General features: G+C 44.7%; 24 protein-coding genes and 1 riboswitch. Of the genes, 9 read left to right on the top strand and 15 right to left on the bottom strand.

What is annotated here, in order from left to right:
* The first annotated feature begins 27 nt into the window (after positions 1 to 27).
* Together phnX and AB4351_RS11145 are read left to right on the top strand one after the other, a co-directional pair.
* Positions 28 to 846 carry a phosphonoacetaldehyde hydrolase gene (gene phnX / locus AB4351_RS11150; protein WP_050649212.1) on the top strand — a complete coding sequence of 273 codons (819 nt, stop codon included), beginning with the start codon at positions 28 to 30 and terminating at the stop codon, positions 844 to 846.
* A gap of 332 nt (positions 847 to 1,178) precedes the next feature.
* Positions 1,179 to 2,249 carry an OmpA family protein gene (locus AB4351_RS11145; RefSeq protein WP_372126000.1) on the top strand — a complete coding sequence of 357 codons (1,071 nt, stop codon included), beginning with the start codon at positions 1,179 to 1,181 and terminating at the stop codon, positions 2,247 to 2,249.
* A 133-nt stretch (positions 2,250 to 2,382) separates the two neighbouring features.
* Here the strand turns inward: AB4351_RS11145 and AB4351_RS11140 are convergent, their stop codons facing one another.
* Positions 2,383 to 2,781, bottom strand: a complete 399-nt coding sequence (locus AB4351_RS11140) for an OsmC family protein (RefSeq protein ID WP_017064824.1) — start codon at positions 2,779 to 2,781, stop codon at positions 2,383 to 2,385.
* Positions 2,782 to 2,981: 200 nt separating this feature from the next.
* Between AB4351_RS11140 and msrB the strand changes: the two genes are divergently transcribed.
* The gene (gene msrB, locus AB4351_RS11135) at positions 2,982 to 4,124 is read left to right on the top strand and encodes a peptide-methionine (R)-S-oxide reductase MsrB (protein WP_372125998.1); all 1,143 of its coding nucleotides are present in this window, start codon (positions 2,982 to 2,984) and stop codon (positions 4,122 to 4,124) included.
* Positions 4,125 to 4,222: 98 nt separating this feature from the next.
* On the opposite strand, the gene AB4351_RS11130 is transcribed toward msrB, so the two are convergent.
* Together AB4351_RS11130 and AB4351_RS11125 are read right to left on the bottom strand one after the other, a co-directional pair.
* On the bottom strand, positions 4,223 to 5,590 hold the full coding sequence (locus AB4351_RS11130; RefSeq protein WP_372125996.1) for a TrkH family potassium uptake protein: 1,368 nt from the start codon (positions 5,588 to 5,590) through the stop codon (positions 4,223 to 4,225).
* 19 nt (positions 5,591 to 5,609) lie between these two features.
* Positions 5,610 to 6,266, bottom strand: a complete 657-nt coding sequence (locus tag AB4351_RS11125) for a TrkA family potassium uptake protein (RefSeq protein WP_017065605.1) — start codon at positions 6,264 to 6,266, stop codon at positions 5,610 to 5,612.
* Between the two features lie 186 nt (positions 6,267 to 6,452).
* Here AB4351_RS11125 and AB4351_RS11120 point away from each other — a divergent pair, with 186 nt between their 5' ends.
* From AB4351_RS11120 to AB4351_RS11110, 3 genes are all read left to right on the top strand, one after another.
* Positions 6,453 to 7,622 carry a mechanosensitive ion channel family protein gene (locus AB4351_RS11120; protein ID WP_017061743.1) on the top strand — a complete coding sequence of 390 codons (1,170 nt, stop codon included), beginning with the start codon at positions 6,453 to 6,455 and terminating at the stop codon, positions 7,620 to 7,622.
* Positions 7,623 to 7,708: 86 nt separating this feature from the next.
* Complete coding sequence (locus AB4351_RS11115) at positions 7,709 to 9,244, top strand: mannose-1-phosphate guanylyltransferase/mannose-6-phosphate isomerase (RefSeq protein ID WP_372125994.1); 1,536 nt, start codon at positions 7,709 to 7,711, stop codon at positions 9,242 to 9,244.
* Positions 9,245 to 9,259: 15 nt separating this feature from the next.
* Complete coding sequence (locus AB4351_RS11110) at positions 9,260 to 10,684, top strand: phosphomannomutase CpsG (RefSeq protein WP_372125992.1); 1,425 nt, start codon at positions 9,260 to 9,262, stop codon at positions 10,682 to 10,684.
* A 110-nt stretch (positions 10,685 to 10,794) separates the two neighbouring features.
* Here AB4351_RS11110 and aroG read toward each other — a convergent pair whose 3' ends face one another.
* The 4 genes from aroG to AB4351_RS11090 form a co-directional block, all read right to left on the bottom strand.
* Positions 10,795 to 11,847: a 3-deoxy-7-phosphoheptulonate synthase AroG gene (gene aroG / locus AB4351_RS11105; RefSeq protein ID WP_017061746.1), complete on the bottom strand. Its 1,053-nt coding sequence runs from the start codon at positions 11,845 to 11,847 to the stop codon at positions 10,795 to 10,797.
* A 313-nt stretch (positions 11,848 to 12,160) separates the two neighbouring features.
* The gene (locus tag AB4351_RS11100; protein WP_004730103.1) at positions 12,161 to 12,376 is read right to left on the bottom strand and encodes a DUF3820 family protein; all 216 of its coding nucleotides are present in this window, start codon (positions 12,374 to 12,376) and stop codon (positions 12,161 to 12,163) included.
* A 13-nt stretch (positions 12,377 to 12,389) separates the two neighbouring features.
* Positions 12,390 to 12,725 (bottom strand): hypothetical protein, encoded by a 336-nt coding sequence (locus AB4351_RS11095; RefSeq protein ID WP_372116984.1) that lies wholly within the window; start codon positions 12,723 to 12,725, stop codon positions 12,390 to 12,392.
* A gap of 100 nt (positions 12,726 to 12,825) precedes the next feature.
* A complete protein-coding gene (locus AB4351_RS11090) occupies positions 12,826 to 13,179 on the bottom strand; it encodes a hypothetical protein (protein WP_017061749.1) in 354 nt (117 codons plus the stop codon).
* Between the two features lie 319 nt (positions 13,180 to 13,498).
* A riboswitch (cyclic di-GMP riboswitch) is annotated at positions 13,499 to 13,588 on the top strand.
* 72 nt (positions 13,589 to 13,660) lie between these two features.
* On the opposite strand from AB4351_RS11090, the gene gbpA reads away from it, so the two are divergent.
* A complete protein-coding gene (gene gbpA / locus AB4351_RS11085; RefSeq protein WP_102332020.1) occupies positions 13,661 to 15,127 on the top strand; it encodes an N-acetylglucosamine-binding protein GbpA in 1,467 nt (488 codons plus the stop codon).
* Positions 15,128 to 15,237: 110 nt separating this feature from the next.
* On the opposite strand, the gene cyoE is transcribed toward gbpA, so the two are convergent.
* The 4 genes from cyoE to AB4351_RS11065 are packed head-to-tail and all read right to left on the bottom strand — an operon-like array spanning position 15,238 to position 18,866.
* On the bottom strand, positions 15,238 to 16,212 hold the full coding sequence (cyoE, locus tag AB4351_RS11080; RefSeq protein ID WP_372125989.1) for a heme o synthase: 975 nt from the start codon (positions 16,210 to 16,212) through the stop codon (positions 15,238 to 15,240).
* Complete coding sequence (locus tag AB4351_RS11075; RefSeq protein ID WP_136982410.1) at positions 16,202 to 17,257, bottom strand: heme A synthase; 1,056 nt, start codon at positions 17,255 to 17,257, stop codon at positions 16,202 to 16,204. Before AB4351_RS11075 ends, cyoE begins: the two co-directional genes overlap by 11 nt.
* Positions 17,258 to 17,317: 60 nt before the next feature.
* Entirely contained in the window at positions 17,318 to 17,926 is a 609-nt protein-coding gene (locus AB4351_RS11070) for a hypothetical protein (RefSeq protein WP_017061753.1), read from the bottom strand.
* Entirely contained in the window at positions 17,919 to 18,866 is a 948-nt protein-coding gene (locus AB4351_RS11065) for an SURF1 family protein (RefSeq protein WP_083190249.1), read from the bottom strand. The genes AB4351_RS11070 and AB4351_RS11065 overlap by 8 nt, the downstream gene beginning before the upstream one ends.
* Here AB4351_RS11065 and AB4351_RS11060 point away from each other — a divergent pair.
* Positions 18,754 to 18,984: a DUF2909 family protein gene (locus tag AB4351_RS11060; protein WP_017064837.1), complete on the top strand. Its 231-nt coding sequence runs from the start codon at positions 18,754 to 18,756 to the stop codon at positions 18,982 to 18,984. The genes AB4351_RS11065 and AB4351_RS11060 overlap by 113 nt on opposite strands.
* Before the next feature lie 19 nt (positions 18,985 to 19,003).
* Here the strand turns inward: AB4351_RS11060 and AB4351_RS11055 are convergent, their stop codons facing one another.
* Genes AB4351_RS11055 through coxB form a run of 4 tightly spaced genes read right to left on the bottom strand, consistent with a single transcriptional unit; the run spans position 19,004 to position 23,428 of the window.
* Positions 19,004 to 19,888, bottom strand: coding sequence for a cytochrome c oxidase subunit 3 (locus tag AB4351_RS11055; protein ID WP_372125987.1), 885 nt, complete (start codon positions 19,886 to 19,888; stop codon positions 19,004 to 19,006).
* A gap of 38 nt (positions 19,889 to 19,926) precedes the next feature.
* A complete protein-coding gene (locus AB4351_RS11050; protein ID WP_017064839.1) occupies positions 19,927 to 20,556 on the bottom strand; it encodes a cytochrome c oxidase assembly protein in 630 nt (209 codons plus the stop codon).
* Positions 20,557 to 20,567: 11 nt separating this feature from the next.
* Positions 20,568 to 22,229, bottom strand: coding sequence for a cytochrome c oxidase subunit I (ctaD, locus tag AB4351_RS11045; protein ID WP_048612910.1), 1,662 nt, complete (start codon positions 22,227 to 22,229; stop codon positions 20,568 to 20,570).
* Positions 22,226 to 23,428, bottom strand: a complete 1,203-nt coding sequence (coxB, locus tag AB4351_RS11040; RefSeq protein WP_102332015.1) for a cytochrome c oxidase subunit II — start codon at positions 23,426 to 23,428, stop codon at positions 22,226 to 22,228. The genes ctaD and coxB overlap by 4 nt, the downstream gene beginning before the upstream one ends.
* A 454-nt stretch (positions 23,429 to 23,882) precedes the next feature.
* On the opposite strand from coxB, the gene AB4351_RS11035 reads away from it, so the two are divergent.
* On the top strand, positions 23,883 to 25,589 hold the full coding sequence (locus AB4351_RS11035; protein WP_372125984.1) for a phospho-sugar mutase: 1,707 nt from the start codon (positions 23,883 to 23,885) through the stop codon (positions 25,587 to 25,589).
* The last annotated feature ends 39 nt before the right edge of the window (positions 25,590 to 25,628 follow it).

The following is a 25,628-nucleotide window of genomic DNA, read 5'->3' as shown; positions in this document are numbered from 1 at the left end:
GGAGTGACACAAAAATAGGACACTATTATGAACACGACATCACCTATCCAAGCGGTTATCTTTGACTGGGCCGGCACTATCGTTGATTTTGGGTCGTTTGCTCCAACTAGCATCTTCGTTGAAGCATTCAAACAAGGTTTCGACTTTGACATCGACTTAGCTGAAGCGCGTGAACCTATGGGGATCGGCAAATGGGACCACATCCAAGCAGTGGGTCGAATTCCAGCTGTTGACGCTCGTTGGAAGGCTCAGTTCGGACGCTCCATGACAAGTGAAGACGTTGACGCGATCTACGCGGCATTCATGCCTCTTCAAAAAGCGAAAGTAGCCGATCACGCAGCACCTATTTTGAATGCGATAGAAGTGGTCAATAACCTAAAAGAGAAGAACGTGAAGATCGGGTCTTGTTCAGGTTACCCACGTGAAGTGATGGATGTTTTAATTCCTGCAGCTGCAGATTACGGTTACCGACCAGATAACGTGGTAGCGACCGATGACTTACCTCAAGGTGGTCGCCCTGCTCCATTTATGGCACTGAAAAACGTAATCGATCTAGGTGTAACTAGCGTTGCTGCGTGTGTAAAAGTAGACGACGCAGCACCGGGGATCGATGAGGGTCACAACGCAGGCATGTGGACAGTTGGACTTGTATTATCGGGGAACGAAGCAGGCTTAACGTATCAAGAATATTTAGATGCAGACGAGACAACACTTGCAGCTGCACGTGAAAAAGCAAGCGTTAAGCTAAACAAATCAAACCCACACTACCTAATCGATACCATTGCAGACCTACCAGGTGTCATTGCAGATATTGAAAAACGTTTGTTAGCTGGTGAGCGCCCATAACGGTAATCACCTAGATTACCCAACCAAACATTCCGTACACATGAAAATGAAACCTCGTATCGCCTAAAAATGATACGAGGTTTCTTCGTTTCCAACATTTGAGACAGCAATTAATTGACAAAAACCTCTGTAAATAGCACCTTAAATATATAATTTTTAACAATTTCATTGACCATAATAAGCAACTGTACTAACAATGTAATAACAGTTCCAAGATAGGTTCGACCTGAATCTCCGCCTTGAACGATCTACTGTTGCAGTGTCCCAATCAGTAAGTCGTCGCTTTAAAGGTTCATTCAGATAACAATAAGAGTTAATCCAAGGATAAGATTATGAAAAAATTGTCAAAAATCATGTGTGCTGTGATAGCTGCTTCAGGTTTCGCTGCTGCTCCATCAATTGCCGCAACGACATACGTAGGCGCAAAAGTTGGCATGGGTTGGCTAGATAGCGCTTGTGTCGACAACATTGATTGTGAAGATGATTCAGTGGCGGGCGGTATTTACGGTGGTTACAACTTTACCGATAACATTGCTCTAGAATTGAATGCAGATTACTTAGGTGATTATGACACCAGCTTTAACAACAACGGAGCGACTCAAAGATACAGCGATTCTATCGTAGCCATTTCTTTAAGCCCAATGTATCGACTAGCGATTAAACAAGAGTTTGATATCTTCTTTAAAGCAGGTCCTGCTTACATCATGCACGATGACGAAGACGACGTTGTTTTAGCCTTAGGTATCGGTGCCGAGAAACAGCTTTCAGACGATTGGGCGCTGAGAGTGGAATACCAATACTTCGATGATTTTGACGATAAGATCATCCAAGACCTAAACTCTAACCTTGTTACCATTGGTCTGAGCTACAATTTCGGTACAGGTAACACGACAGCTTCAGCCGCAACAGTAGCTACTGCTGCAGCGGTAACACAGGCTCCAGCTGAACCAATTGCAGAGCCAGAAGCTGTGGTCGTTGAAGAGGAAGCGGAGGTAGTGGTTACCAAAGCGCAAACTGAGAGTTTCTCTCAAGGTACATTTGCGACTAACAGCACAGAACTTTCAGACGAAGGTAAAGCCGCTATACAGCCAATTGTGGAAGTCTTACAAACATACCCTCAGTCTACCGTTAACATTGTTGGTCACACAGATTCAACAGGTGCAGCTGAGTACAACATGATGATCTCTAAGAAACGTGCGGCAGCAGTAGCAGCATACATCGAAGAGCAAGGTATTGAAGCTGATCGCATTACCGCTTCTGGTGAAGGGGAAGAAAACCCAATCGCATCAAACGATACGGCTGAAGGTCGTGCTCAAAACCGTCGTGTGGAAGCAACAATCCCAAGCTTCGAGTACCAAGAAGATGTTCAAGTTGAAGAAGTTATCATTGAAACAGTGGAATAATCGTATTCTAACGTAATAACGACTTCCTTAATAACAAGGGAGGAGCACTGCTAAGTGCTCCTCCCTTTCTTTATCTATGTTTGCTCATAAGCCGAAAAGTAACGACTCAAAGCCAGGCTATACAGCCAGAAGACTAGACGATTTCCCAGCTGTGAGTCATCTCTACGCCAGCACCCAACATTAGACATACAGAACAGTACTTTTCTAATGAATCCGCACACACCTTAGCGACCTGCTCAGGATCAAGGTTGTCACCAGACACTTCAAAGTGAATATTAATCACAGTAAAGATTTTCGGCGCTGTTTCACGACGTTTGGTTTCAAGCTTTGCATTGCAACCAGTGATGCTTTGACCCGCAGATTTCAAACCGTCCACTACATCAACAGAGCTACAGCCACCAGCAGCCATTAACACCATTTCCATCGGGCTTGGCGCAGTAGCACCGCCGCTTCCATCCATAACAATAGAATGGCCTGATTGAGATTGACCGAGGAATTTAAAGCCTTCGACCCATTTAACTTCTGCTTGCATGTTGTTCCTTAGATGTACGAAAACGTCATCATTATTTGGTATTTTATATCAATGCCTACACCCTACTACTGGCGGCATTTATGAGCAAGATTTTCTATTTGAGATATTTTTTTCATGAATAGTGTAATTTTTTCCATCTAAAACCTGTCTCTATTCGTACATTCAAAATCGAATGAGAAAAACGTCAAGATGAGGTATCTATGAATAAATTATCTAAAATATTGGTATCACTCGTGGTTACACTACCACTGATTTCGCTGTTTGTAAGCCAGACTGGCACTGCCAATACAATGGATAAAACGGCTAGTTCAGGTAAAACTGAAATCGCGACACTGGCTGGTGGTTGTTTTTGGTGTACAGAATCCGATCTAGAAAAACTGACAGGCGTGACAGACGTTATCTCTGGGTATTCTGGTGGTAAATTAGAAAACCCAACCTACAAACAAGTTTCATCGGGTAAATCTGGCCACATCGAAGTAATCAATGTGACCTATAACCCTGATGTGGTCAGCTATGAACAGGTGCTTGACCAATTCTTCCAACACATCGACCCAACCGATGACAAAGGTTCTTTTGTAGACCGAGGCCGTCATTATCGACCAGCTATTTTCTATCATAACCAAGCACAAAAAGATGTTGCTCAGAACTTCATGATGGAAATCGACAAAGCTAATATCTTTGGTGAACCACTAAAAACAGAACTGATTGAATTTGAAAAATTCTGGCCAGCGGAAGACTATCACCAAGACTATTACAAGAAGAGTAAAGTTCGTTATAACTACTACCGCTATGCTTCTGGCCGCGATCAGTACCTAGATAAAATCTTCGGTGATGATAGAAAGGACAACCCTAAAACACTACGTCAGATCATCGACAGTAAGAATGCGACAGCCAATGCTAAAACCTACGTTAAGCCGTCTGACGCGGAGATCAAAGCCAAGCTAACGGCACTTCAGTACGATGTAACGCAAGATGACGCGACAGAACGCCCGTTTGATAACAAATACTGGGATAACAAACAGGAAGGAATCTACGTCGACATCGTTACTGGTGAGCCGTTGTTCTCATCAAAAGACAAATACAAATCAGGTACGGGTTGGCCGAGCTTCACCCAACCAATCAGCGAAGCTTATGTCGTTACAACTACTGACTACAAGCTGCTTTACCCAAGAACAGAGGTTCGAAGTAAGTTTGGCGATTCCCACCTAGGGCATGTATTCAAAGATGGTCCAAAACCAACAGGGTTACGTTACTGCATGAACTCAGCCGCAATGCGCTTTATCCCTGCGGATAAATTAGCAGAAGAAGGCTATGAGGAATACGTTGAGATGTTTGAGGGATAGGCATTCAGCAATTAACGATCAGCCTATGACAACAAAGCCAGCATATCGCTGGCTTTGTTTTTATTTACAGAGCTTTATTTATCAGCCCATGGACCTAATTAACCCGTTAACACCGTGTCTTCAGGGTATTTCAACAAGGAAGGTTCTGGGCGAGCTAGCATATAAGCCAAGGTCAGGGGGCCGATACGTCCAATCACCATAACCACAATCATGATGTATTTACCTGGCTCAGTCAGGTTTGCGGTTAAGCCAGCTGTTAAACCAACCGTTGCAAAGGCAGAAATCACCTCAAACATGACTCGATCAAACGCTGCCTTTTCAGTAAGCATTAACAAAAACATCGCGGTGGTTAATAACGCCCCACTTACCACAATAATGGCCAATGACTTTGTTACCGCTTGCCAAGTCACAGTGCGCTTAAACATCACCACGTGCTTTTTCTGACGGAGGAAGGTCCACGTTGCGACAAAGGCTACTGCAAAGGTCGAAACCTTAATACCACCACCTGTTGAGGTAGAACCTGCACCAATCAACATCAGTACAATCATTACCAGCAACGCAGGCTGTGTGTACTGAGACAAATCCACACTATTAAAGCCAGCAGTACGAGCACTTGCCGACTGAAAAAGTGCGGCTAGCCACTGTCCTTGAGTCGATAACCCTTCCATGGTTGCTGAGTTATTTCTTTCTAGCAGCCAGAACAATACCGTACCTACCAACAATAGAGTCGGAGTGGCGGTTAGCATAATCTTGGTGTGTAAATGAAGATGTCGAAAACCTTTACGCCAGTTACTCGATAGGTCGCCGACGACTGTGAAGCCTAGCCCACCGAAAATAAACAAGCCAGCTAAGGTGAAGATCACCAGCGGATCATCAACAAAACTCATCATACTGTCTGAAAACAGTGCAAAACCTGCGTTATTGAATGCAGATATCGCATGAAACAGTGCATAAAAACTGCCCGTTGACCATCCCATCTCAGGTACCCAGCGGAAGCAGAGCAATACAAAACCGATAAATTCAGCCACTAATGCAAAGATGATGATCTTCTTAACCAATTTACGAAGGTTAATCTTACGATCTTGGCCAAGCGCTTCTTTCGCGAGTGCTTGTTGTTTAAGGCTTAACCTAACACCGAACATGTAAAGCAGTACCGCAGATAGAGTCATCTGCCCTAACCCGCCGACTTGCATCAAGAACATCAGTAAGATTTTACCCGCCAAGGTGAAATGCTCACCGGTATCGACAACACCTAATCCTGTCACACTGATCGCCGAGGTTGCTGTAAACAGTGCATCCGTAAAACTTAGGCCTGTCACAGAGAATACAGGCATCGTCAACAATATTGCAGAGGGGATAAGTACGCCTAAGAAGCTCGTAAGGATAATCTTAGGTTCAGAGCCTTTACGTGGCTTTTTATCACTCTTAAGCGTGTAGAAAGTACCTTTTCGTTTTAACGAATTCATACTGTTACCTTATTGCCAATTACCAATTGCGTAGCTTTCTAGATAAGGTCTCTTTCGGCCCAGCGATGATCACCACATCCCCAATTTCTAAACTCACATCCAGTTCTGGAGCTTTAGTTAGGTTCGGTCCTCGCTTGAAGCCAAGTACTTCAACACCATTTTCTTTACACAGCTTAAGGTCGCCAAGTTTCTTACCCAACAAATTAGAACCAATAACAATCTCCGTCATCGCTAAACCGCTGCCAAGATCGATAAACTCAAGAACGCGTCTATCCAACATTTTACGCGCAACACGAATGCCCATATCTCGTTCAGGCATGATGATATGGTCAGCACCAATCTTAGAGAGAATCTTGCCGTGAAACTTATCGTTCGCCTTTACCCAAACAGCTTTTGCGCCTGACTCTTTTACCACCAGAGTAGTCAGAATACTGGAATTAACATCAGAGCCAATCGACACCATCACCATGTCGTAATCGTCGAGTCTTAACTCTTTAACTGTCTCCTCGCTTGTACAGTTCGCAACAATCGCTTGTGAAACAAAAGCCGCCGCTTCTTTCACTCGCTCTTCATCAATATCGACGGCCAGTACCTGTGCCCCTGAACTTTGTAGCTCTTTGCAAACAGACAGACCAAATCGCCCTAAACCGATAACTGCATATTGTTTGTCGCTCATTTGAAATCCTGTTTAGAAATTTTAATTACACGGGATAGCCAAACCTACATTAGTTTCTATCTCAAAAAAAGTTAGTTCTGCAAGAATAAGGTTATACTATTGTCATAATCGCTTGATTTATAAAGGTAGAGAACAACTCGAGTTTCTGCTAATTTCCAATTCATAATTTCTGCGGCAGCACACACAATGAATGAATTCATAACCCAAGTACAAACCTACATCAACCAGAGCCATAGTGATTGGGCAAACAGCGTCCTATTCATCACTATTGCGAGTTTTCTCGCTTGGGTAGCTTGGCGAATTATCCATAATCGCTTAGAAATTCTGGTTCAGAAAACCCCATTCCACTGGGACGATCTACTGCTAGAAGCACTAAAAACCCCTGTCAGCACATTACTTTGGTGTTGGCCTGCTACAGTCTCTATCGGGCTAATACTTCAAGACCAGTTTGGCAATGAAATCAATTGGTTAAAAACGCTTAAACACATATTGATTATCTGTACATTCGTTTGGTTTACCTTACGAATGATCACTAACACTGAAGCCTATGTCTTAGAGCAAAAAACCAGAGACGAAACCACTGTACAAGCGATAGCGAAAGTCGCTCGCTTGTTCTTTATGGTGATGGGCGGCCTAACCATTATGCAGGCATTTGGGCTCAGTCTTTCCGGCTTACTCACCTTTGGTGGTGTTGGTGGCTTGATCGTCGGTTTAGCGGCTAAGGACTTACTGTCGAATTTCTTCGGTGGCATGATGATTTACTTCGACCGCCCTTTTAAAGTCGGTGATTGGATACGTTCTCCCGATCGTCAAATCGAAGGCACTGTCGAACGCATTGGTTGGCGCATGACGATCATCCGCACTTTTGATAAGCGTCCTTTGTACGTGCCAAATTCGGTGTTCAGTAGTATTGTGGTAGAGAATCCATCGAGAATGTTGAATCGTAGAATCAATGAAACCTTTGGTCTTCGTTATCAAGATGCAGACAAATTGGCGCTCATTGTTGATGATGTAAGAACCATGCTCGAGACCCACCCAGATATTGATGCCAAACAGACGTTGATCGTTAACTTTGACAAATTTGGGCCATCAACGCTCAACTTCTTTATCTATACCTTCACAAAAACAGTCAACTGGATCAGGTACCACAAAGTGAAGCAAGACGTTCTGTTACAGGTTCTGGCGATTATTCATAAACACAATGCAGACATCGCGTTCCCAACACAGACACTCAAGATTGACCCTCAAGACTTTTCTAATGTTCAAGATCATAACAGCGTTCAAAGCCTAGGTGATAATCAGAATATTAGCGATCCCAAAGACATGTTGAACTCCCCTACGGAAGGTCATCGATAGTCATATCCTTCTTGGTTATCGATAAGTAATAAGCGTGAAGCGTGGTAATATGATGGCAGTATTCTAATGCACCTAATTACCACGCTATGATTTTACCTGTCATTCTAGCCGGCGGCTCCGGAAGTCGTCTCTGGCCACTGTCTCGCGAGCTTTACCCTAAGCAATTTCTCAATATTGCCGGCGACCAGTCAATGCTTCAGCACACACTTCAACGCCTGCAAGGCCTTGAAGAGCACTTGATGGATAGTAAATGCGATGCCCCATTCATTATCTGTAATGAAGAGCATCGCTTTATTACCGCTGAACAAGCTCGATCAGCTAACATTCAACATAGTGGTATTCTGCTAGAGCCAGTCGGTAGAAATACAGCCCCAGCCATTGCGCTTGCCGCCCTAAAGGCTTTAAGTAAACCACCGCTTAATGAACAAAGCGCATCCGACCCTATCTTGTTAGTGCTGGCTGCTGATCATCACATCGCGAAAACCTCTGAATTCCAACAAGCGATTAGTCGTGGTGTTGATTCTGCAAAACAAGGCAAGCTGGTGACATTCGGTATAACACCTAGCTCCCCAGAGACTGGCTATGGCTATATCAAGCAGGGAGAGCCTCTTTCCTCCAGTGCTCAAACTGATACTAATGGAACAGAGCAGCCAATCAATCACGCCTTCGCCATAGAATGCTTTGTAGAAAAGCCAGACACAGCAACAGCAGAAGAGTACATCCGCTCAGGACAATACTTATGGAACAGTGGCATGTTCATGTTTAAGGCATCACGCTATGTTGAAGAACTCGCCGAACACCACCCTGAGATAGTAGCGGCTTGTAAACTCGCTCTTGCAACGCAAAATACCGACCTCGACTTTATCCGTATAGACGCTGAAGCATTCAAAAGCAGTCCAAGTGATTCAATCGATTACGCCGTGATGGAAAAGACCTCGCACGCCGCGGTGATCCCGATGGATGTCGGCTGGAACGATATTGGCTCATGGTCCGCGATCTGGGATGTAAGCGAAAAAGATCAGCACAATAACGTCATTGAAGGTGATGTGTTAACCGTCGACTCTCAACACAACTACATCCATGCTGAAAATAAGCTGGTTGCGACGGTAGGTGTCGACAACCTGATTATTGTCGAAACCAAAGACGCTATATTGGTTGCAAATAAAGACAAGGTTCAGGGTGTTAAATCGATTGTCAGTCAACTAAATCAAGCGGGTCGCACAGAACATGTGCATCATCGTGAGGTGTTTAGACCTTGGGGTAAATACGATGTTATCGACCTAGGCAAGCGCGACAAAGTTAAACGTATCACCGTTAAACCCGGTCACAAGTTGTCGTTACAAATGCACCACCATAGAGCGGAACATTGGGTAGTCGTGGCGGGTACTGCGAAAGTGACCAACAATGAGAAAACCTATCTGGTTGAAGAAGATCAATCCACTTACATCCCTTTAGGTCATATTCACAGCCTAGAGAACCCAGGGGATCTCCCACTCGAGATGATTGAAGTACAAACAGGCAGTCATTTAAGTGAAGGCGACATCATTCGATATCAAGACAGTTATAGGCGAGACGTGCGCAAGCAACAAGTCCACTCATCAAAGCACAACCAAACGAAATAAAGCAGCGACAAATCGATGAAACCAACATTAGACCTAAACTGCTTTAAGAACAACGATATCCGCGGCGTCATTGGTAAACAAATCAATGAGCCACTCGCCTACCTGCTCGGTAAGGCATTTGGCGAATACGTCCTATCCGCTAAACCTGAAACCTCACTCGATGGTTTGGCGCAGGTAGTGATTGGTCGTGATAACCGCAAAACCTCCCTGTCATTACAAGAAGCCATGACCAAAGGCTTAATCGAGTCAGGGATTACCGTCATTGATCTAGGTATGACTGGCACTGAAGAGGTCTACTTTGCGACTCGTTACCTAAAAGCGATTGGCGGAATACAAATCACAGCCAGCCACAACCCAATCAATTACAACGGCATGAAAATGGTCGGTGTAGACGCTAGCCCTATCAGTAAAAACAGTGGTTTAGATGAAATCAAACGACGCATTGAAGAACTTAATCAAGAGCTGAACTGCAATTTACCGTTCGTTCATGCACAACCAAGTAACTCTAGTAGATCGAACAGTATTCTTGCTCCGTACGTCGAGCATCTACTCTCGTACATAACCCCATCAAAGCTGTCACCGATGAAGATTGTGGTTAATGCTGGGAACGGTGTTGCAGGACATATCATTGATGCTTTAGATAATAAATTTAACGAACTCGGTGTCCCTATCACCTTCATCAAAGTTCATCATAACCCTGATGGAAACTTCCCAAATGGTATTCCAAACCCTTTGATTAGAGAGAACCAAGCAGCCACTCGAGATGCCGTTTTAGAGCATTCTGCCAACCTTGGAATTGCTTGGGATGGAGACTTCGACCGATGCTTTTTCTTTGATGAGCAAGGCAATTACATCGAGGGTTATTACATTGTAGGGTTGCTTGCTGAAGCATTCTTGGTCAAACAGCCTAACACGACTGTATTGCACGATATGCGCATGACCTGGAACACAATTGAAATCGCAAAAACGCATGGTGGAAAAGCGATTGGAATTAAAGCAGGACACGCACTGATCAAAGAGAAGATGCGTGAAACGAATGCTGTCTATGGGGGCGAAATGAGCGCACACCATTATTTTCGTGATTTTGGATATTGCGATTCAGGCATGATTCCTTGGCTATTGGTTATCGAGCTGATGTCGAAAACTCAACAATCTCTTCACCAATTAACGAGTACTAGTATAGATAGATTCCCCTCTTCCGGGGAGATCAATCGAAGAGTCTCAGACCCAGAGCAGGTCATGGCTTGCGTGTTATCGCACTACCAAAATCATGCCGTTGAGATCGATCACACAGACGGAATCAGCATGAATATGGGCTCATGGCGCTTCAACTTAAGAAAGTCCAATACCGAGCCATTAATACGCCTTAACGTTGAAACCAAACAAGATAAAGCTTTACTGTCACTTAAAGTCGACGAGTTACTGTCTTTTCTCATTTAAGAATACAGACACTTCCAGTTTTCAACTAAGATCCACAAAAAAGCCCTTATTAGCTGTTGCTAACTAAGGGCTTTGAATTTTCAATAGCTTAATCGCTGACTGTAATTAGTCTATTTGTTACGACGAGCTTCAACAGCGTCTGCCAGCTGGCGAAGTACTGTTTCAGTGTCTTCCCAACCAATACACGCATCAGTAACAGATTGGCCGTACGTTGCAGCTTTGCCCTCAACCAGGTCTTGGCGACCTTCAACAAGATGAGATTCAATCATCACACCAAAGATAGCTTTGTCGCCACCAGAAATTTGTGCGCTTACGTCATCAGATACGTTCATTTGACGCTTAAACTGCTTAGAGCTGTTTGCGTGGCTGAAATCGATCATCACTTTTTGTGGAAGACCAGAAGCTGCTAGCTCTTCTTTAATCTTACCAACGTGTTCTGCGCTGTAATTTGGCTCTTTGCCACCACGTAGGATGATATGACAATCAGGGTTACCTGCTGTTTCAACGATAGCTGAGTGACCGTACTTAGTTACTGATAAGAAGTGGTGAGAAGCGCTAGCAGAGCGAATAGCATCTGTTGCAATCTTGATGTTGCCATCAGTACCATTCTTAAATCCAACTGGGCAAGATAGGCCAGAAGCCAGTTCGCGGTGAACTTGAGATTCTGTAGTACGTGCGCCGATTGCACCCCAGCTGATTAGGTCAGCAACGTATTGAGGCGTGATCATGTCTAGGAATTCGCTTGCCGTTGGCATGCCCATGTCAGTTAGGTCCAGCAGTAGCTTACGTCCTAGACGAAGGCCATCATTTAGCTTGAACGTATCGTTCATGTACGGGTCATTTATTAGACCTTTCCAACCAACAGTTGTACGTGGTTTTTCAAAGTAAACACGCATTACGATTTCAAGGTTATCACCAAGTTCGTCGCGCAACACTTTCAAACGTTTACCGTACTCAAGAGCAGCTTCTGTGTCATGAATAGAACATGGGCCGACAATAACAAGCAAGCGATCATCGCTCTCTTCTAAAATATTGTGGATCGCTTTGCGGCTTTCAAAGGTTGTAGAAGAAGCAACTTCTGTCGCTGGAAACTTTTCTAAAACAGCAACAGGGGGTAATAACTCTTTTACTTTGTTAATTCTTACATCATCAGTCTGGAACATTGCTTACTTCTTCCTTTTTTCTATCCTTGAGCTGAATGTACGTTGTCTCACGTCACTTTCTATCAGCACTAATCTTCTTGTTCCCTGTAACTTAACTAGTAAAAACTCTAGTTTCAATCACTAATTAAAAATAAACGCAATTTTTTTTGTGTTTTATATTTAAAACACCCTGTATACCATTATTTACACGCTATCGATTGCGTATTTTATAGCAAGGTAAGAAGAGCCATTCTTCAAGCTACATCATGCATGTAAAATTGTGTCGAACTCAAAAACAAAAAAGCTCACGTGATCAGCGTGAGCTTTTATTTAATTACATTCTTTTCAATGGCTTGACGACACTATCAAGCCCTTCAATTTTCAGAGCAAGGCACAGTTTCAATAAATCGCCGAGTTCACCAGACGGGAATCCCTTTTTATCAAACCACAGCAAATATTCTTCAGGTAAGTCAATCAGTGTACGACCCGCGTACTTTCCAAATGGCATCTGCATTCGAGCCAACTTAATCAGGTTCTCTTTCTCTAGCATTATTCGGTCTTTACTATGCGTCATCTATGTTGTGTAGAGTATCACCTAAACGTTCAACCCAATAGTTGATCGCGTCTTTGGCATCATCCAGCGAATCAATCATGGTTGAAAAATCTTTGTTACCCGCTTCACGGTCGATCACTACAGAATCGTAGTCATCTAACTTGGATTTCAAACGCTGCGCGTCACGTAGCCCAACCCTTGCCCAAACCAAGTCGACGCCTCCGTCAGGCCCAGCCTGAAAATCTTCGTAGCTGGTAAATTTAGTAGCGGTTCTAATTGGGCCGCCTGCACAACCAAGCAAGAAAATGCTGGTTGCAACAAGCAAAAGGACTTTTAAAGGGTTCATAACGCACTTAGTCAAAATTAAGGAATCTAATTAAGTATGACATACCCTATGTGAAAAGGTTGTAGAAAAAGGGGGTTAAAAATCAGAGCTAACTCTAAAATTAATCATGTTGAACAGTGTGTGCGTACTCTACAATTACCTGATTTCCTTCAATATAAGCATTTTGGATCTCACCATCAACACTCATTCTACTTTTCAGGTAGACCACTTTAGGCCCCGATTCATTGCCCTCTTTTAGCGAGGGGAATACATTCCTTGGTTCCAAATGAAGTAAACGACAAAAATGACTAATGAAAGACATGGTTAATGGCGTCTCCCCTCTTAGCACTCTTGAGAAATCAAGCTGGTTCATGCCTAGCTTTTTTGAAAACTCCATCTGCGTAATTCGCATTCTCGATTTTTGTGACATCCACGTTTGATACAACGCGTCTCTGTCTAGTTCTGTGAATTCCATACCGGCTCCTTTATATAATTCATACCAATCAATTGTCCGGTTTTTCATACATGGCGTGTCAGGGTTCGGTTAGTGGAAACCAAAGGTTTGGTTTTGATATGTGCACAATTGTTGTACAGAGCGAAGCGAAACAGCCCAAAGTCATTCACTAAAACGATTAGAGCAAATGCTTTATTTATATCAATAATTTATACGTTAACGAACTAAACATATAGCAAGTTAATTTGTATCAAGAATTAAAAGTTCGAGATTGGCATTCCACATTTCAATCGATTGATTCGCATTTATAAAAGTGGTTGGCTACATTTCGATTGCTCAAACGCACTTCTGGCAAACTATTTGAAAGAATAAGACGCAAAGCCACCGGTCTGTCGACAAATATTCTGTCTATGATAGCGGGGCCGCCACTTAATAGAATTTAAGTGTAAATGCATGCCGGGGTGTTCTCTTTTTTGTCGGCCAAATACAGTAAGGACAAATAATGAAACAACTCCAAAAAAAATCACTCATCGCGCTATCGCTTCTTAGCGTAAGCGGTGCAAGCTTCGGTCACGGTTATGTCTCGGCATACAACAATGGCGTAGCTGAGAGCCGTGTTGCCCTATGTAAGTTCCCTGCGAGTGATACGCAAGAGAAAAACACCAACTGTGGTGGTATCCAATACGAACCACAAAGTGTAGAAGGCCCTGAAGGCTTCCCAGAAGTTGGCCCTGCTGATGGGAGAATCGCCAGTGCGCAATCTTCTTTAGCAGCAGCACTAGACGAACAAAAGGCAGACCGCTGGGTTAAACGCCCTATCAAGTCTGGTTCTCAATACTTCGAGTGGACATTCACAGCTAACCACAAGACTCGCGATTGGAAATATTACATTACTCAACCCGACTGGAATCCAAACCAGCCGTTGGCTCGCAGCTCTTTTGACTTAACGCCATTCTGTGTTGTTGAAGGCAATATGGAACAGCCACCGATGCAAGTCAGTCACTTGTGTAATGTGCCAGAGCGTGAAGGTTATCAAGTGATCCTTGCCGTATGGGATGTAGGTGACACTGCAGCGGCTTTCTACAACGTTATCGACGTGAAATTTGATGGTGACGGCCCTATCATTCCTGATTGGGATCAAGGTGGTCAAATCAACCCGACACAAGACCTGAATGTTGGTGACGCTGTTTATACGCGTGTATTCGACCAGTCTGGTGAGAACGCTTCATACAGCACTGAGCTTGTGATTGAAACTTCTGAACAAGGCAAAGCCAATAACTGGTCTTACGCGCTTGCTTCTAAGATCAACCAAGAGCAGACGCAAATCAAAGCAGGTCAATTGAATGACCAAGGCGATTTCGCACCCGTTTACGGCACGAATCCTGTTTATCTAAAAGCAGGCTCTGGCTTTAACAGTGTCGAAATCGGCTACAAGATTGATACTCCAGAACCCGAGCATGATCTTGAAGTCTCGGGCTTAGAATCAGAGTACATTATCGATGAGAGCCAACCTACTCAGCTTGATCTTACGTTAGCGGCAACAGGCGATATCCAAGCTGAGCTTACCGTGTACAACCATCACCGTGAAGCACTTGCCTCTCAGAAATCGGACCTAACAGACGGACAAGTTGAAGATGTTCAACTGACTCTTTCTAAGTCTGAAGCTGGCCACCACATGCTTGTGGTTGTGACGAAAGATGACCAAGGTAACTTAGTGGATCAGAACACGCTTGATTTTCATCTTATGGACGAGCAAACACCGCCACCAGCAGGCGACTACGACTTCGTGTTCCCAGAAAGCATTGAGTCTTACACAGCAGGAACAAAGGTTCTAAGCAGCGATGGTGGCGTTTATCAGTGTAAAGAGTTCCCATACTCTGGCTACTGTGTTCAATGGGCTCCAACAGCAACTCAGTACGAACCAGGTGTCGGTTCACACTGGCAAAGTGCTTGGAACAAAGTGGACTAAGTACTCGCTAGATACTTACTTTGTATTGGGTGAGTTTTAGTCATCAACCAAACAAAAACGGATGCCCAGAGCATCCGTTTTCTTATTCAGCAACAGCAGAAATGCGGTTATCAAAGTAGATAGTGGTCTGCCAACAGAGCCACAAACAAGATCATGAGATGATAGATGGATAACTTAAAGGTCTTCATGGCCATATTGGGTTCATCACGATATTTCAGTACCCAAGCGTGATAAACAAACCCGCCGTTGAGCACCAATGAAGCGCTCAGATATATCCAGCTGCTCATGCCAACCAATACAGGCAATATACACACGATGCTAAGCAAAAAGGTATACAGAAGAATAGACGTCTTGGTGTATTCGATTCCGTGAGTCACAGGCAACATGGGGATGTTCACTTTGGCATACTCATCACGACGATGAATTGCCAACGCCCAGAAATGAGGAGGCGTCCAAATAAAGATGATCATCACCAACAACCAAGCATTTGAATGCAGCTCGTTGGTGACTGCCGTCCAGCCCAATAACGGTGGCATTGCGCCAGCTATCCCTGCAATTACGATGTTCTGTGGCGTCGCTCGCTTCAAGTACATGGTATAGATGACCGCATAGCCCAATAAACTTGCAAAGGTTAGCCAAGCCGTGAGTTGATTGACCCACACCACTAACGTAGCGAACCCAAATAAGCCGATACCTGCTGCAAAGCTAAACACACGCACACTACTCAGCTCACCGGATGGTAAAGGGCGTCGATTTGTTCGAGTCATCTGGCCGTCGATCTTTTTATCGATCAAATGGTTAAACGCAGCCGCTGAACCTGCCATTAACCCTATCCCAATCATTCCGAACAAAGTTTGTTGCAAAGGCAATCCATTCGGCACGGCCAAACACATCCCAACCAATGCTGTCAGCAACATCAAAGCCACCACTTTAGGCTTAGTCAGCGTTAAATAAACTTTCCAAGTGGCTTTGTTTTTTTCAGCCTTTTCGTTACTTAAAGTTATGTCATTATTGGCTGTTATCTTATGAGTTAAGGCTGCGTCTTGAGCCACCACTTCATACTGTGTTGACGTTCTACTGACCATGATTACCTCCTTGTAATACACTGTTCTTCACCAAGCTCTCACTCGGTTTGCGTTGCCACACCACAAAATTGGTTACAACCATGCTGATGAGCAACATTACTGCGACTAGGTTATGCAAAACCGCAACTGAGATTGGCAGATGAAACCATACATTACTGATCCCAAGGCTGATTTGAGTAAACAACACTATTGCGACAATCATGCTCAGCTTTTGGTGAGGCACTTGGCCAAACTTCCATAACTGGTACACGACCATCAGCACCGTTAATGTCGCCACAATAGCCCCGAACCTGTGCATGACATGTATGGTAAGCCTCGCGGGATACTCCAACACACCAAACTCATAGTTATCGTGTCCGTGTTGAGCAAAATCGAACGCATTTTTGAAATCGAGGTAGCTCATCCAGTTACCTTCACAAATAGGCAATTGGGTACACACCAAAGCGGCATAGTTTGACGATGTCCAACCACCAAGCAGTATCTGCCCAACCACAATGAGTAACCCAAACAACGCCCAAAATTTAAGTGTTGGAGAATAAGAAGCCTCGCCAAAACGGCTTTGGAATTGAGACAAACGGCAGTAGAGCAGACACAACAGTGACAGCAACGTGAACCCCCCCATCAAATGCGCCATAACCACAACGGGCATCAACTTAAGAGTCACCGTCCACATTCCAAGCAAAGCCTGAAAAATCACAGTGGCAGAGATAAGTAATGGAAGACCAACTGGTGTGATGTTCTTTTTAATACACCAAGCTACAACGACAAAGATAAGCAACCCTAATGTTCCTGCAAAGTAGCGATGGATCATCTCTATCCACGCTTTGTCTGCTTCAAGAGCTCGCTCTGGAAATTGCAGATTGGCTTGACTCACCGCTTGGGCATCAGACGGAACGGTGATCTTACCGTAACAACCCGGCCAGTCAGGACAGCCAAGGCCAGCATCAGACAGGCGTGTATAAGCTCCGAGAACAATCACGGTAAGGGTTAACAAGATAGTTAATCTCATCACAAGCATCAGTAAATCAGGGGCTTTATTCTGCATCACTTATCTCCCTATACTTATTCCCTTTCGCTGCTTAAGCTCAAGCATTTGCGCCATCAACTACCCAACTCGTGACAGCTTAAGTAGCTTTCTTAAATCATGAATCATACCTTTGGATTGCCCGACTAACTGCGACGGTTCCGACACGCTTTTGTACTCCATAACCAACTGTCCTAGCGGGTCAATAATGACAATGGAAGCCGGCGAAAACTCGGTGCTTAACTGATCACCACCAGCTAACAAAGATAAATCAGGCTTGTTGAGCGAACCCGACAACGAGTTACCTTCTGAGACGAAAACAACGGCGGTCACTCGCTCTTTGTTTTTCCCTAACGCTAAGTAGCTTTGATTCAAATAATGAAGCTGTTGTTCACACAAGCTTTCGCACTCCATCGGTGCGATATACCCCACAACCCAACCCTCTCCTGCCATGGGTACCGTTACGCCAAAATCCGCTAGTGTAATTCTTGGTTCTACCAATTCGCCTGAGTTAGTGACACCTGACGTATACCAATTCTGATCCAACACAGTTTTGGCGATAATGGCTGGCAAAGCGAAAATTAAAACGAGTCCGATTAATACCAAGCGTCCTTTAGTACGACGGCTTCTGAGCTCAGCCATGTTTGCCTCGGTAATTTCCCTGTTCACTTGTGCTTGAGATTTATCCATCCTTATTCCTCGTGATAGGTGTTGCTTTTAGGTACCGATAGCCAATCAACAACATCAAAAACAAAAGTACCGCAGCCATAACAAACCATTGAAATGAGTAACCAAAATGCTTCTCAGACCTCATCGCCGTTGGACGCCATAACATTTCATAGGGCCATGAATCTAAACTCTGAGGTTGGAAGACAAAGGGCAGCACTTCTTGTCCTGTATACTGTGATAACGCTGCTATGTTTAGGTTTTGGATTCTATTCGGTGTCGTATTTTCTAAACCCAACTCATGACTTAAAGGATTAATTGAGCGTGTATACAAGCGCCCTGACATTTTGGTTGGTACAGTGATACTTCCTAATTGCGGTAGTTCTCTTCTGTCATTACTTGCCGGAACAAACCCAAGATCGATCAACAACTGTTTTTCAGCCACTAAGGACTGGTTTCCATCTTCAAAGCGAACCTCACCCAACATGTAAATCACATACCCTACCGTTCCTTGGCTTATCTGGTTGTCTAACAAGAGCATCAAGCCGCTCGTATTGACTAATTCAACATCAGCCTTTAACCCGTTTAGGGTTTGAGGATTTAATGACTCTTGACCAGATAAATCCAGCTCTCGCAACTCAGAAATAACGACACCCAAAGGTTGTGACGAGAGATGTGCTCTCTCAGCTAATTGCTGTTCATAACGTAATTTCTCGTTACCACGATCGAGTTGCCACAAACCTAACTTGATTAAAGCGCCGACTGAAACCACAGTTAAAACAACCGCTATCCAAAAACCTTTACTGCGGAACTTGTGTTCATCATCAATCAATCGGTTTGGAGTTATCACTATGGCGTCATCTACCTTTGTTCTGTTATTTAAAGTCGTCTTGGTCGCTTTGCTGTTTTTTATCGCTTTCAATTTGATGAAAGGCCTAATCCAAATCGCCTCGGGCAAACACAATGGAAAAAGGCTCAGTCACTTCTTGGGGCGTCGTGTCATGTGGTCAGCCGTTGTCGTGCTACTTTTATTACTTGCTTTGGGATCAGGAGTGATAACTCCTAACCCTCGCCCCTATTAATCCCCGATAGGCTCAGCAGTTAAAGCACATAGACAAATACAAACAGGCCTAACCAAACCACATCAACAAAGTGCCAATACCAACTGCCCGCTTGGAACGCAAAGTGGTCTTTCGGAGTGAAGTGGTCTTTCGCAACCCTTGCCAGCAACACAATCAAAAAGATCGTCCCTAAACAGACATGTAAGCCATGAAACCCAGTAAGCAAAAAGAAGGTATTACCGTAGATGCCAGACTGAAGTGTCAGCCCCATCTCTTGATAAGCGTGAAGATACTCTTCAACTTGGAAGAACAGGAAGAAGCCAGCCAGAACAATGGTTATCTCCAACCACACGATCAAAGCCATACGCTTATTTTGTTCAAGACTGATATGTGCCATGTGCAGCGTCACAGAGGAAAGCAGCAGAATAATGGTGTTCTTAAGCGGGATACCTTGCCAAGGCATGGCTTGTGTCGTTACGCCATCAGGGGTCGTCGTTAGTGGCCAAATTGATTGGAACATCGGCCACAATACTTCATGGGTCATTTCATTATTGCCCGCACCACCAATCCAAGGCACAGAAATCATTCGAGCATAGAAAAGCGCGCCAAAGAAAGCGCCAAAGAACATGATTTCGGAAAAGATGAACCAACTCATTCCTTGTCTAAAAGAACGAGAAATCTGCTCAGAATAGAGACCACTCAATGATTCTGTGATCACATTGCTAAACCAACCTGCGAGCATGTAAAGCAGCACAGCAAACCCGACTAACAACACCGCTTTGCCAAACACACTACCTGCGGCGTCGGTACCCATGTTTTGCACCGTCAAGCCAGCGCCAACCGCGACCAAAAACAGTGCTACAGCACCCACCAATGGCCAGTGACTTTGATGTGGAACGAAATACACTTCCTTTTTAGAACTCATCGCTCAACTCCTTATGTTGATACTGGTTCTGTAAATTCCTAGTTACTTGCGAGTACGTTAGGCTCAGATTTATTGGCCGCAGCACCCACCTCATTCGTGATATTGAATAATGTGTAAGAGAGCGTCAGCGTATGTATCGATTCTGGAATATCTGGCTCAATGTAAAATATCAAACCCATTTCTGCGCTCTTGTGCCCGTCCAATGGCTGCTGATTAAAGCAAAAGCATTCCATCTTATTGAAGTAGGTTGCCCCCATACCTGGAGAAACCGACGGTACGGCTTGGCCAACCAATGAGGCTCCAGAAAGGTTTTTGGCAATGTAGTTAGTTTGAACCACCTCACCAGGATGAACCTCTAACACTCGAACTTCAGGCGAAAACTGCCATGGCATATCTGGCTTGATGTGGGACATGAATTCGACTCGAACCGTACGAGAGTAGTCTGGCTGCATTCCCTGAGGTTGCACCGCTGAAACAGTATTAGTTTTGCCATTGATGCCTAAGGCCTCACACATGACATCGTAGAGCGGCACCAAAGCGAAACCGAAGCAAAACATCGCAACCACGCTCAACACCAAGTAGCCCGTCAGCTTTTTGGTCGATCGCTTATTAGACAGGCGCTTAGGTTGTTTTTTATCTTGATTGGGATCGCTTTGCTTATCACTCATGGTTCTGCCCTCTAATCCACTTTCGGCGGATGGGTAAAGGTGTGGTGAGGCGCAGGGCTTGGTACTGTCCATTCAAGACCTTCAGCTCTATCCCAAGGCTTACTTGGCGCAGGCTCTCCCCCTCTTACGCACTTAATCGCTAGCCATAAGAAAATTAGCTGAGACAACCCAAACGCAAAACCACCAATCGACACGACTTGGTTAACGTCAGCAAACTGAATCGCATAATCAGGAATACGACGCGGCATACCCGCTAACCCTAAAAAGTGCATCGGGAAAAACAGTACATTAACTGAAATCACCGACGTCCAGAAATGCCACAGGCTGAGCTTGTGGTCGTACATATGTCCGGTCCACTTAGGCAGCCAATAATAGGCAGCAGCCATAATCGAGAACACGGCACCGGTTACCAGAACATAATGGAAGTGAGCCACAACAAAATAAGTATCGTGGTATTGGAAATCAGCTGGCACGATAGCGAGCATCAATCCAGATAACCCGCCAATCGTAAACAAAACAATGAAGGCAATCGCAAACAGCATTGGTGTTTCAAAGGTCAAAGCACCGCGCCACATGGTCGCCACCCAGTTGAAGACTTTCACACCGGTCGGCACCGCTATCAACATGGTGCAATACATGAAGAACAGTTCGGCAAATACTGGCATACCCGTGGTGAACATGTGGTGTGCCCAAACCAAAAATGACAACAGTGCGATACTACAGGTCGCATAAACCATCGAGTGATAACCAAACAGGCGCTTACCACTGAATGCAGGGATGATGGCTGAGACAATACCAAAAGACGGCAAGATCATGATGTACACTTCGGGGTGCCCAAAGAACCAGAATATGTGCTGGAACATGACGGGATCACCACCACCAGCGGCATCAAAGAAGCTAGTCCCAAAATACTTGTCAGTCAGTACCATAGTCACAGCCCCCGCGAGAACGGGCATCACGGCTATCAGCAAGAAAGCGGTAATTAACCATGTCCATACGAACATCGGTAGCTTGAACCAAGTCATACCCGGAGCGCGCATGTTCACTATGGTTACGATGACGTTAATCGCCCCCATGATCGAACTGATCCCCATAATATGAACTGAGAATACGAATAGCGCGGTACTGTCTGGGCCATAAGTTGTCGAGAGTGGCGCGTAGAAGGTCCAACCAAAGCTCGGGCCGCCACCCTCTGTAAACAAAGATCCGATTAAGATTAGAAACGCAAAAGGCAAGATCCAGAAACTGAGGTTGTTCATTCTCGGCAGCGCCATATCTGGTGCACCGATCATCATCGGAATCATCCAGTTAGCCAAACCCGTAAATGCAGGCATTACGGCACCGAATACCATGATTAAACCATGGACTGTAGTCATCTGATTGAAGAAATCTGGCTCAACGAGTTGCAAACCCGGTTGGAACAGCTCCGCACGGATCACCATCGCCATTGCGCCGCCCGTTAAGAACATTGCAAAGCTGAACCACAAATAAAGTGTACCAATGTCTTTATGATTGGTTGAATACAGCCAACGAGCCCAGCCTTTAGGTGCCGCATGTGAATCGTGATCATCAACAGGCAAATCATTATTGCCCAAGGTGCCTTCCACAGAATGGCTCAGTACTTGATCTTCTGCTGGAGCCGATTTCACCGGCTTATTGATTGGTGAACTCATAACTGATCCTTAGCATCATTTTGTGCATCATCCGTTGAGCTTTCAGAACTGCCTTCTTGCTTCGCCTTATAAGCGTTGATATCTGAGGCCTGAACAATATCGCCGGTATCATTACCCCAAGCGTTTCGTTGATAAGTTACTACCGCTGCGATCTCTTTCTCGGTTAACTGATTATCGAATGCTTGCATCGCCGTACCGCCACGACCATAAACAATTGTGTCGATATGAACATCCACATCACCAAGGGCAATAGGACTTCCTTTGATGGCAGGGAATGCTCCAGGAATGCCCTCACCGTTTGCTTGGTGACAAACCGCACATCGAGTTTTGTAAACCTCTTCACCGATGGTATTCAACTCCGCCAAGGAAAGTGACGCACCTAATGCATCTTTTGCGGCTTGTTGTTCGGCTATCGCTAACTCTTTCTGCTCCGCTAGCCATGCGTCAAACTCATCTTCTTCCATGGCATGCACCACGATCGGCATGAAACCATGGGCACGACCACACAACTCTGCACACTGCCCTCGGTAAACACCAGGCTCATCTATCTTAGTCCAAGCCTCATTAATAAAGCCCGGAATGGTATCTTTCTTAACGGCGAATGCTGGCACCCACCATGAGTGAATCACATCATCGGAAGTCATCAAGAAACGGACTTTACGGTCAACAGGCAGTACCAGCGGCTTATCAACTTCTAGCAGGTAATGCGCGCCTTTCACTTCGAGGCCTTCAATCTCTTTGTCACTGGTCGCTAGAAGGCTGAAAAATTCGACGTCTTCACCAAAATAGCTGTAATGCCATTTCCATTGTGACCCGGTGATTTTAACGGTCAGATCTGATTGGGAGGTATCTTCCATCGCTATTAAGGTTTTGGTGGCGGGTATCGCCATAGCGATGAGAATGATGATAGGGATGATGGTCCAAAGAATTTCGACTTTCGTGCTTTCGTGAAAATGGGCAGCAACTGCGCCCTTCGATTTCCTGTGCCTCAAAATCGAATAAAACATCACACCAAAAACAACAAAGGCAATCGCACAACAGATGTAGAAGATCAGCATATGAAGTTCATACACCTTACCACTGATCTCAGTGACGCCTTGAGTCATGTTGTAATCACTGCTAGCGTGCACTAAAGGCGATACTAAAAGCACAACAAAACTCTTCAAAAGCCACGCTAGCCTAACCAGTAATCTTTTCAAAAGATCTCTCCTTGTCCTTCCTAATTGGATACTTGCGACCTAAATATCGTTGCGAACTGGACAACATTCATTGTTATTCCAGCTACACATGAAAAGGCTGAATCTCAATCTACAACTCACATGGAACTAGCCTGTGAGCAGGCTACTGACCTCATATAAACCCAAGAACTAATACGGTTCAAAAGCGTTGGAGGTTTCCATGAAAGATTCAAAAACGGCGAATTTGTTAAATTTTGTTATATTTATGTAAAAGGCTAGTTAGTGATATCCAATTATTCAAGGTAAGTTTACTTACTAAACAGTCAATTATTTGAAGTGGCTTAATCTACGTGCCCTCTTGCCGTTGGAATTTATTTTATATCGAGTTTTACGATTGCCCCCATGGAAATGAGAATCAATATCACTTAAATTAAATCAACGGTAAGTCATACAGACATTAATAGGTTTAGTGATTATGCAAGATGCAATGAATTGGTTAGCGAGAGACCCAGATCCAAGAACTCGTGAAGAACTTCAACACCTCATCGATGAGGGAATGCACGACGAACTTGAAGACCGCTTTACTCAACGATTAGAGTTCGGAACGGCAGGACTTAGAGGCAAAGTTGGATGCGGCCCAAATCGAATGAACCGTTTAGTCATACAGGAAACAGCAACCGGGCTCGGCCACTACTTAATCGAACATGTCGCTAATGCGACCATTCGCGGTGTGGTCGTCGGTTATGACGGCCGTTTAGATTCAAAGCAGTTCGCGATTGATACCGCTTCCGTACTCACGGCTTTAGGCATTAAGGTTTATCTAACCTCGAACGTCGCGGCGACCCCTATCGTTGCCTTTGGTATTGAGCACTTCAACGCCGCAGCTGCCGTTGTGGTGACGGCCAGCCACAACCCACCGGAATACAATGGTTTCAAAGTGTACTGGGAGAATGGCGCTCAAATCATTCCTCCTCACGATGCGGGTATTGCCGCTGAAATCGATATCGCATCGACCAAGCCGCTCCCTTTAATGAGCCTAAGTGACGCTGAATCGCAAGGAAAGTTGGTGTGGTTAACTGAAGGCTATTATCAAACCTACCGCGCTGCGATAAATCAGAGCCCATACGTGAGTGACGAGATCGAATCGGCGAACACCACTATCACCTATACCGCAATGCATGGTGTCGGCGCACAAATGGCCGAGGATCTACTTCACGATTCTGGTTTCCATAAGGTATTCAGCGTCGCAGAACAAAGAGAGCCCGATGGTAACTTCCCGACCGTCAACTTCCCGAATCCGGAAGAAAAAGGCGCGATGGATCTGGTGGTTAACCTAGCCAAAAGTGTAGATGCCGACATTGCTTGTGCCAACGATCCAGATGCAGACCGATTTGCGGTTGCAGTGAGAACATATGATGGCTCTTACAAAATGCTAACAGGTGACCAAGTTGGTGTGCTATTCGCGCATTACTTGTTATCCAAACCTCATACCAAAAACCAGTTAGTTGGTAACAGTATCGTATCTTCAACATTGCTTGAAAAAGTAGCTCAATCCCACGGGGCGACTTATTTCCAAACACTGACAGGCTTTAAATGGTTAGCGAATATTGGCATGCAATTGGAAAATGATCAGAACGACTTCTTGTTCGCCTATGAAGAAGCATTAGGCTACACAATTGGTACTCAAGTACGAGACAAAGATGGGCTGTCTGCTATTGTCGTGTTTGCTCAATTGGTTGAGGAGTTAAAATCTCAAGGTCGAACTGTCTGGGATCTTCTTGCTCAAATTTCATTTGAACATGGGGTTCACACCAACGCGCAGCGAAGCATTGCTCTTGACCCAGATTCGCCATCGATTGGTTCTAAACTCAGAGCGGCACAACCTAAAGCAATAAACGGTGTTGCTATCTCTGTGATTGAAGATCTGCAGTCTTCTTTGCGCTTCGTCATTGGTGGCAATACTGAAGCCATTAACCTGCCTGCAAGTGACGTACTCATCTATCATCTCGAAGATGGTTCACGCATTATCGTAAGACCTTCCGGTACTGAGCCAAAAGTTAAGGTCTACTATGAGACGGTGACAAAATTTGAAGGGACAGAAACCTACGAAGACACTCGCCTGCGCGGTGAGAAGTACATGGAGAAACTGATTGAACAACACCAACAAGAGTTGAATTCATAGCGATTTAGCGCGTTCAACATGTAACGGTTAAATATAAAA

Source organism: Vibrio sp. 10N.261.51.F11 (genome assembly GCF_041471665.1).
Taxonomy (GTDB): domain Bacteria; phylum Pseudomonadota; class Gammaproteobacteria; order Enterobacterales; family Vibrionaceae; genus Vibrio; species Vibrio crassostreae_C.
This window is presented reverse-complemented; position numbering and strand designations above follow the sequence as displayed.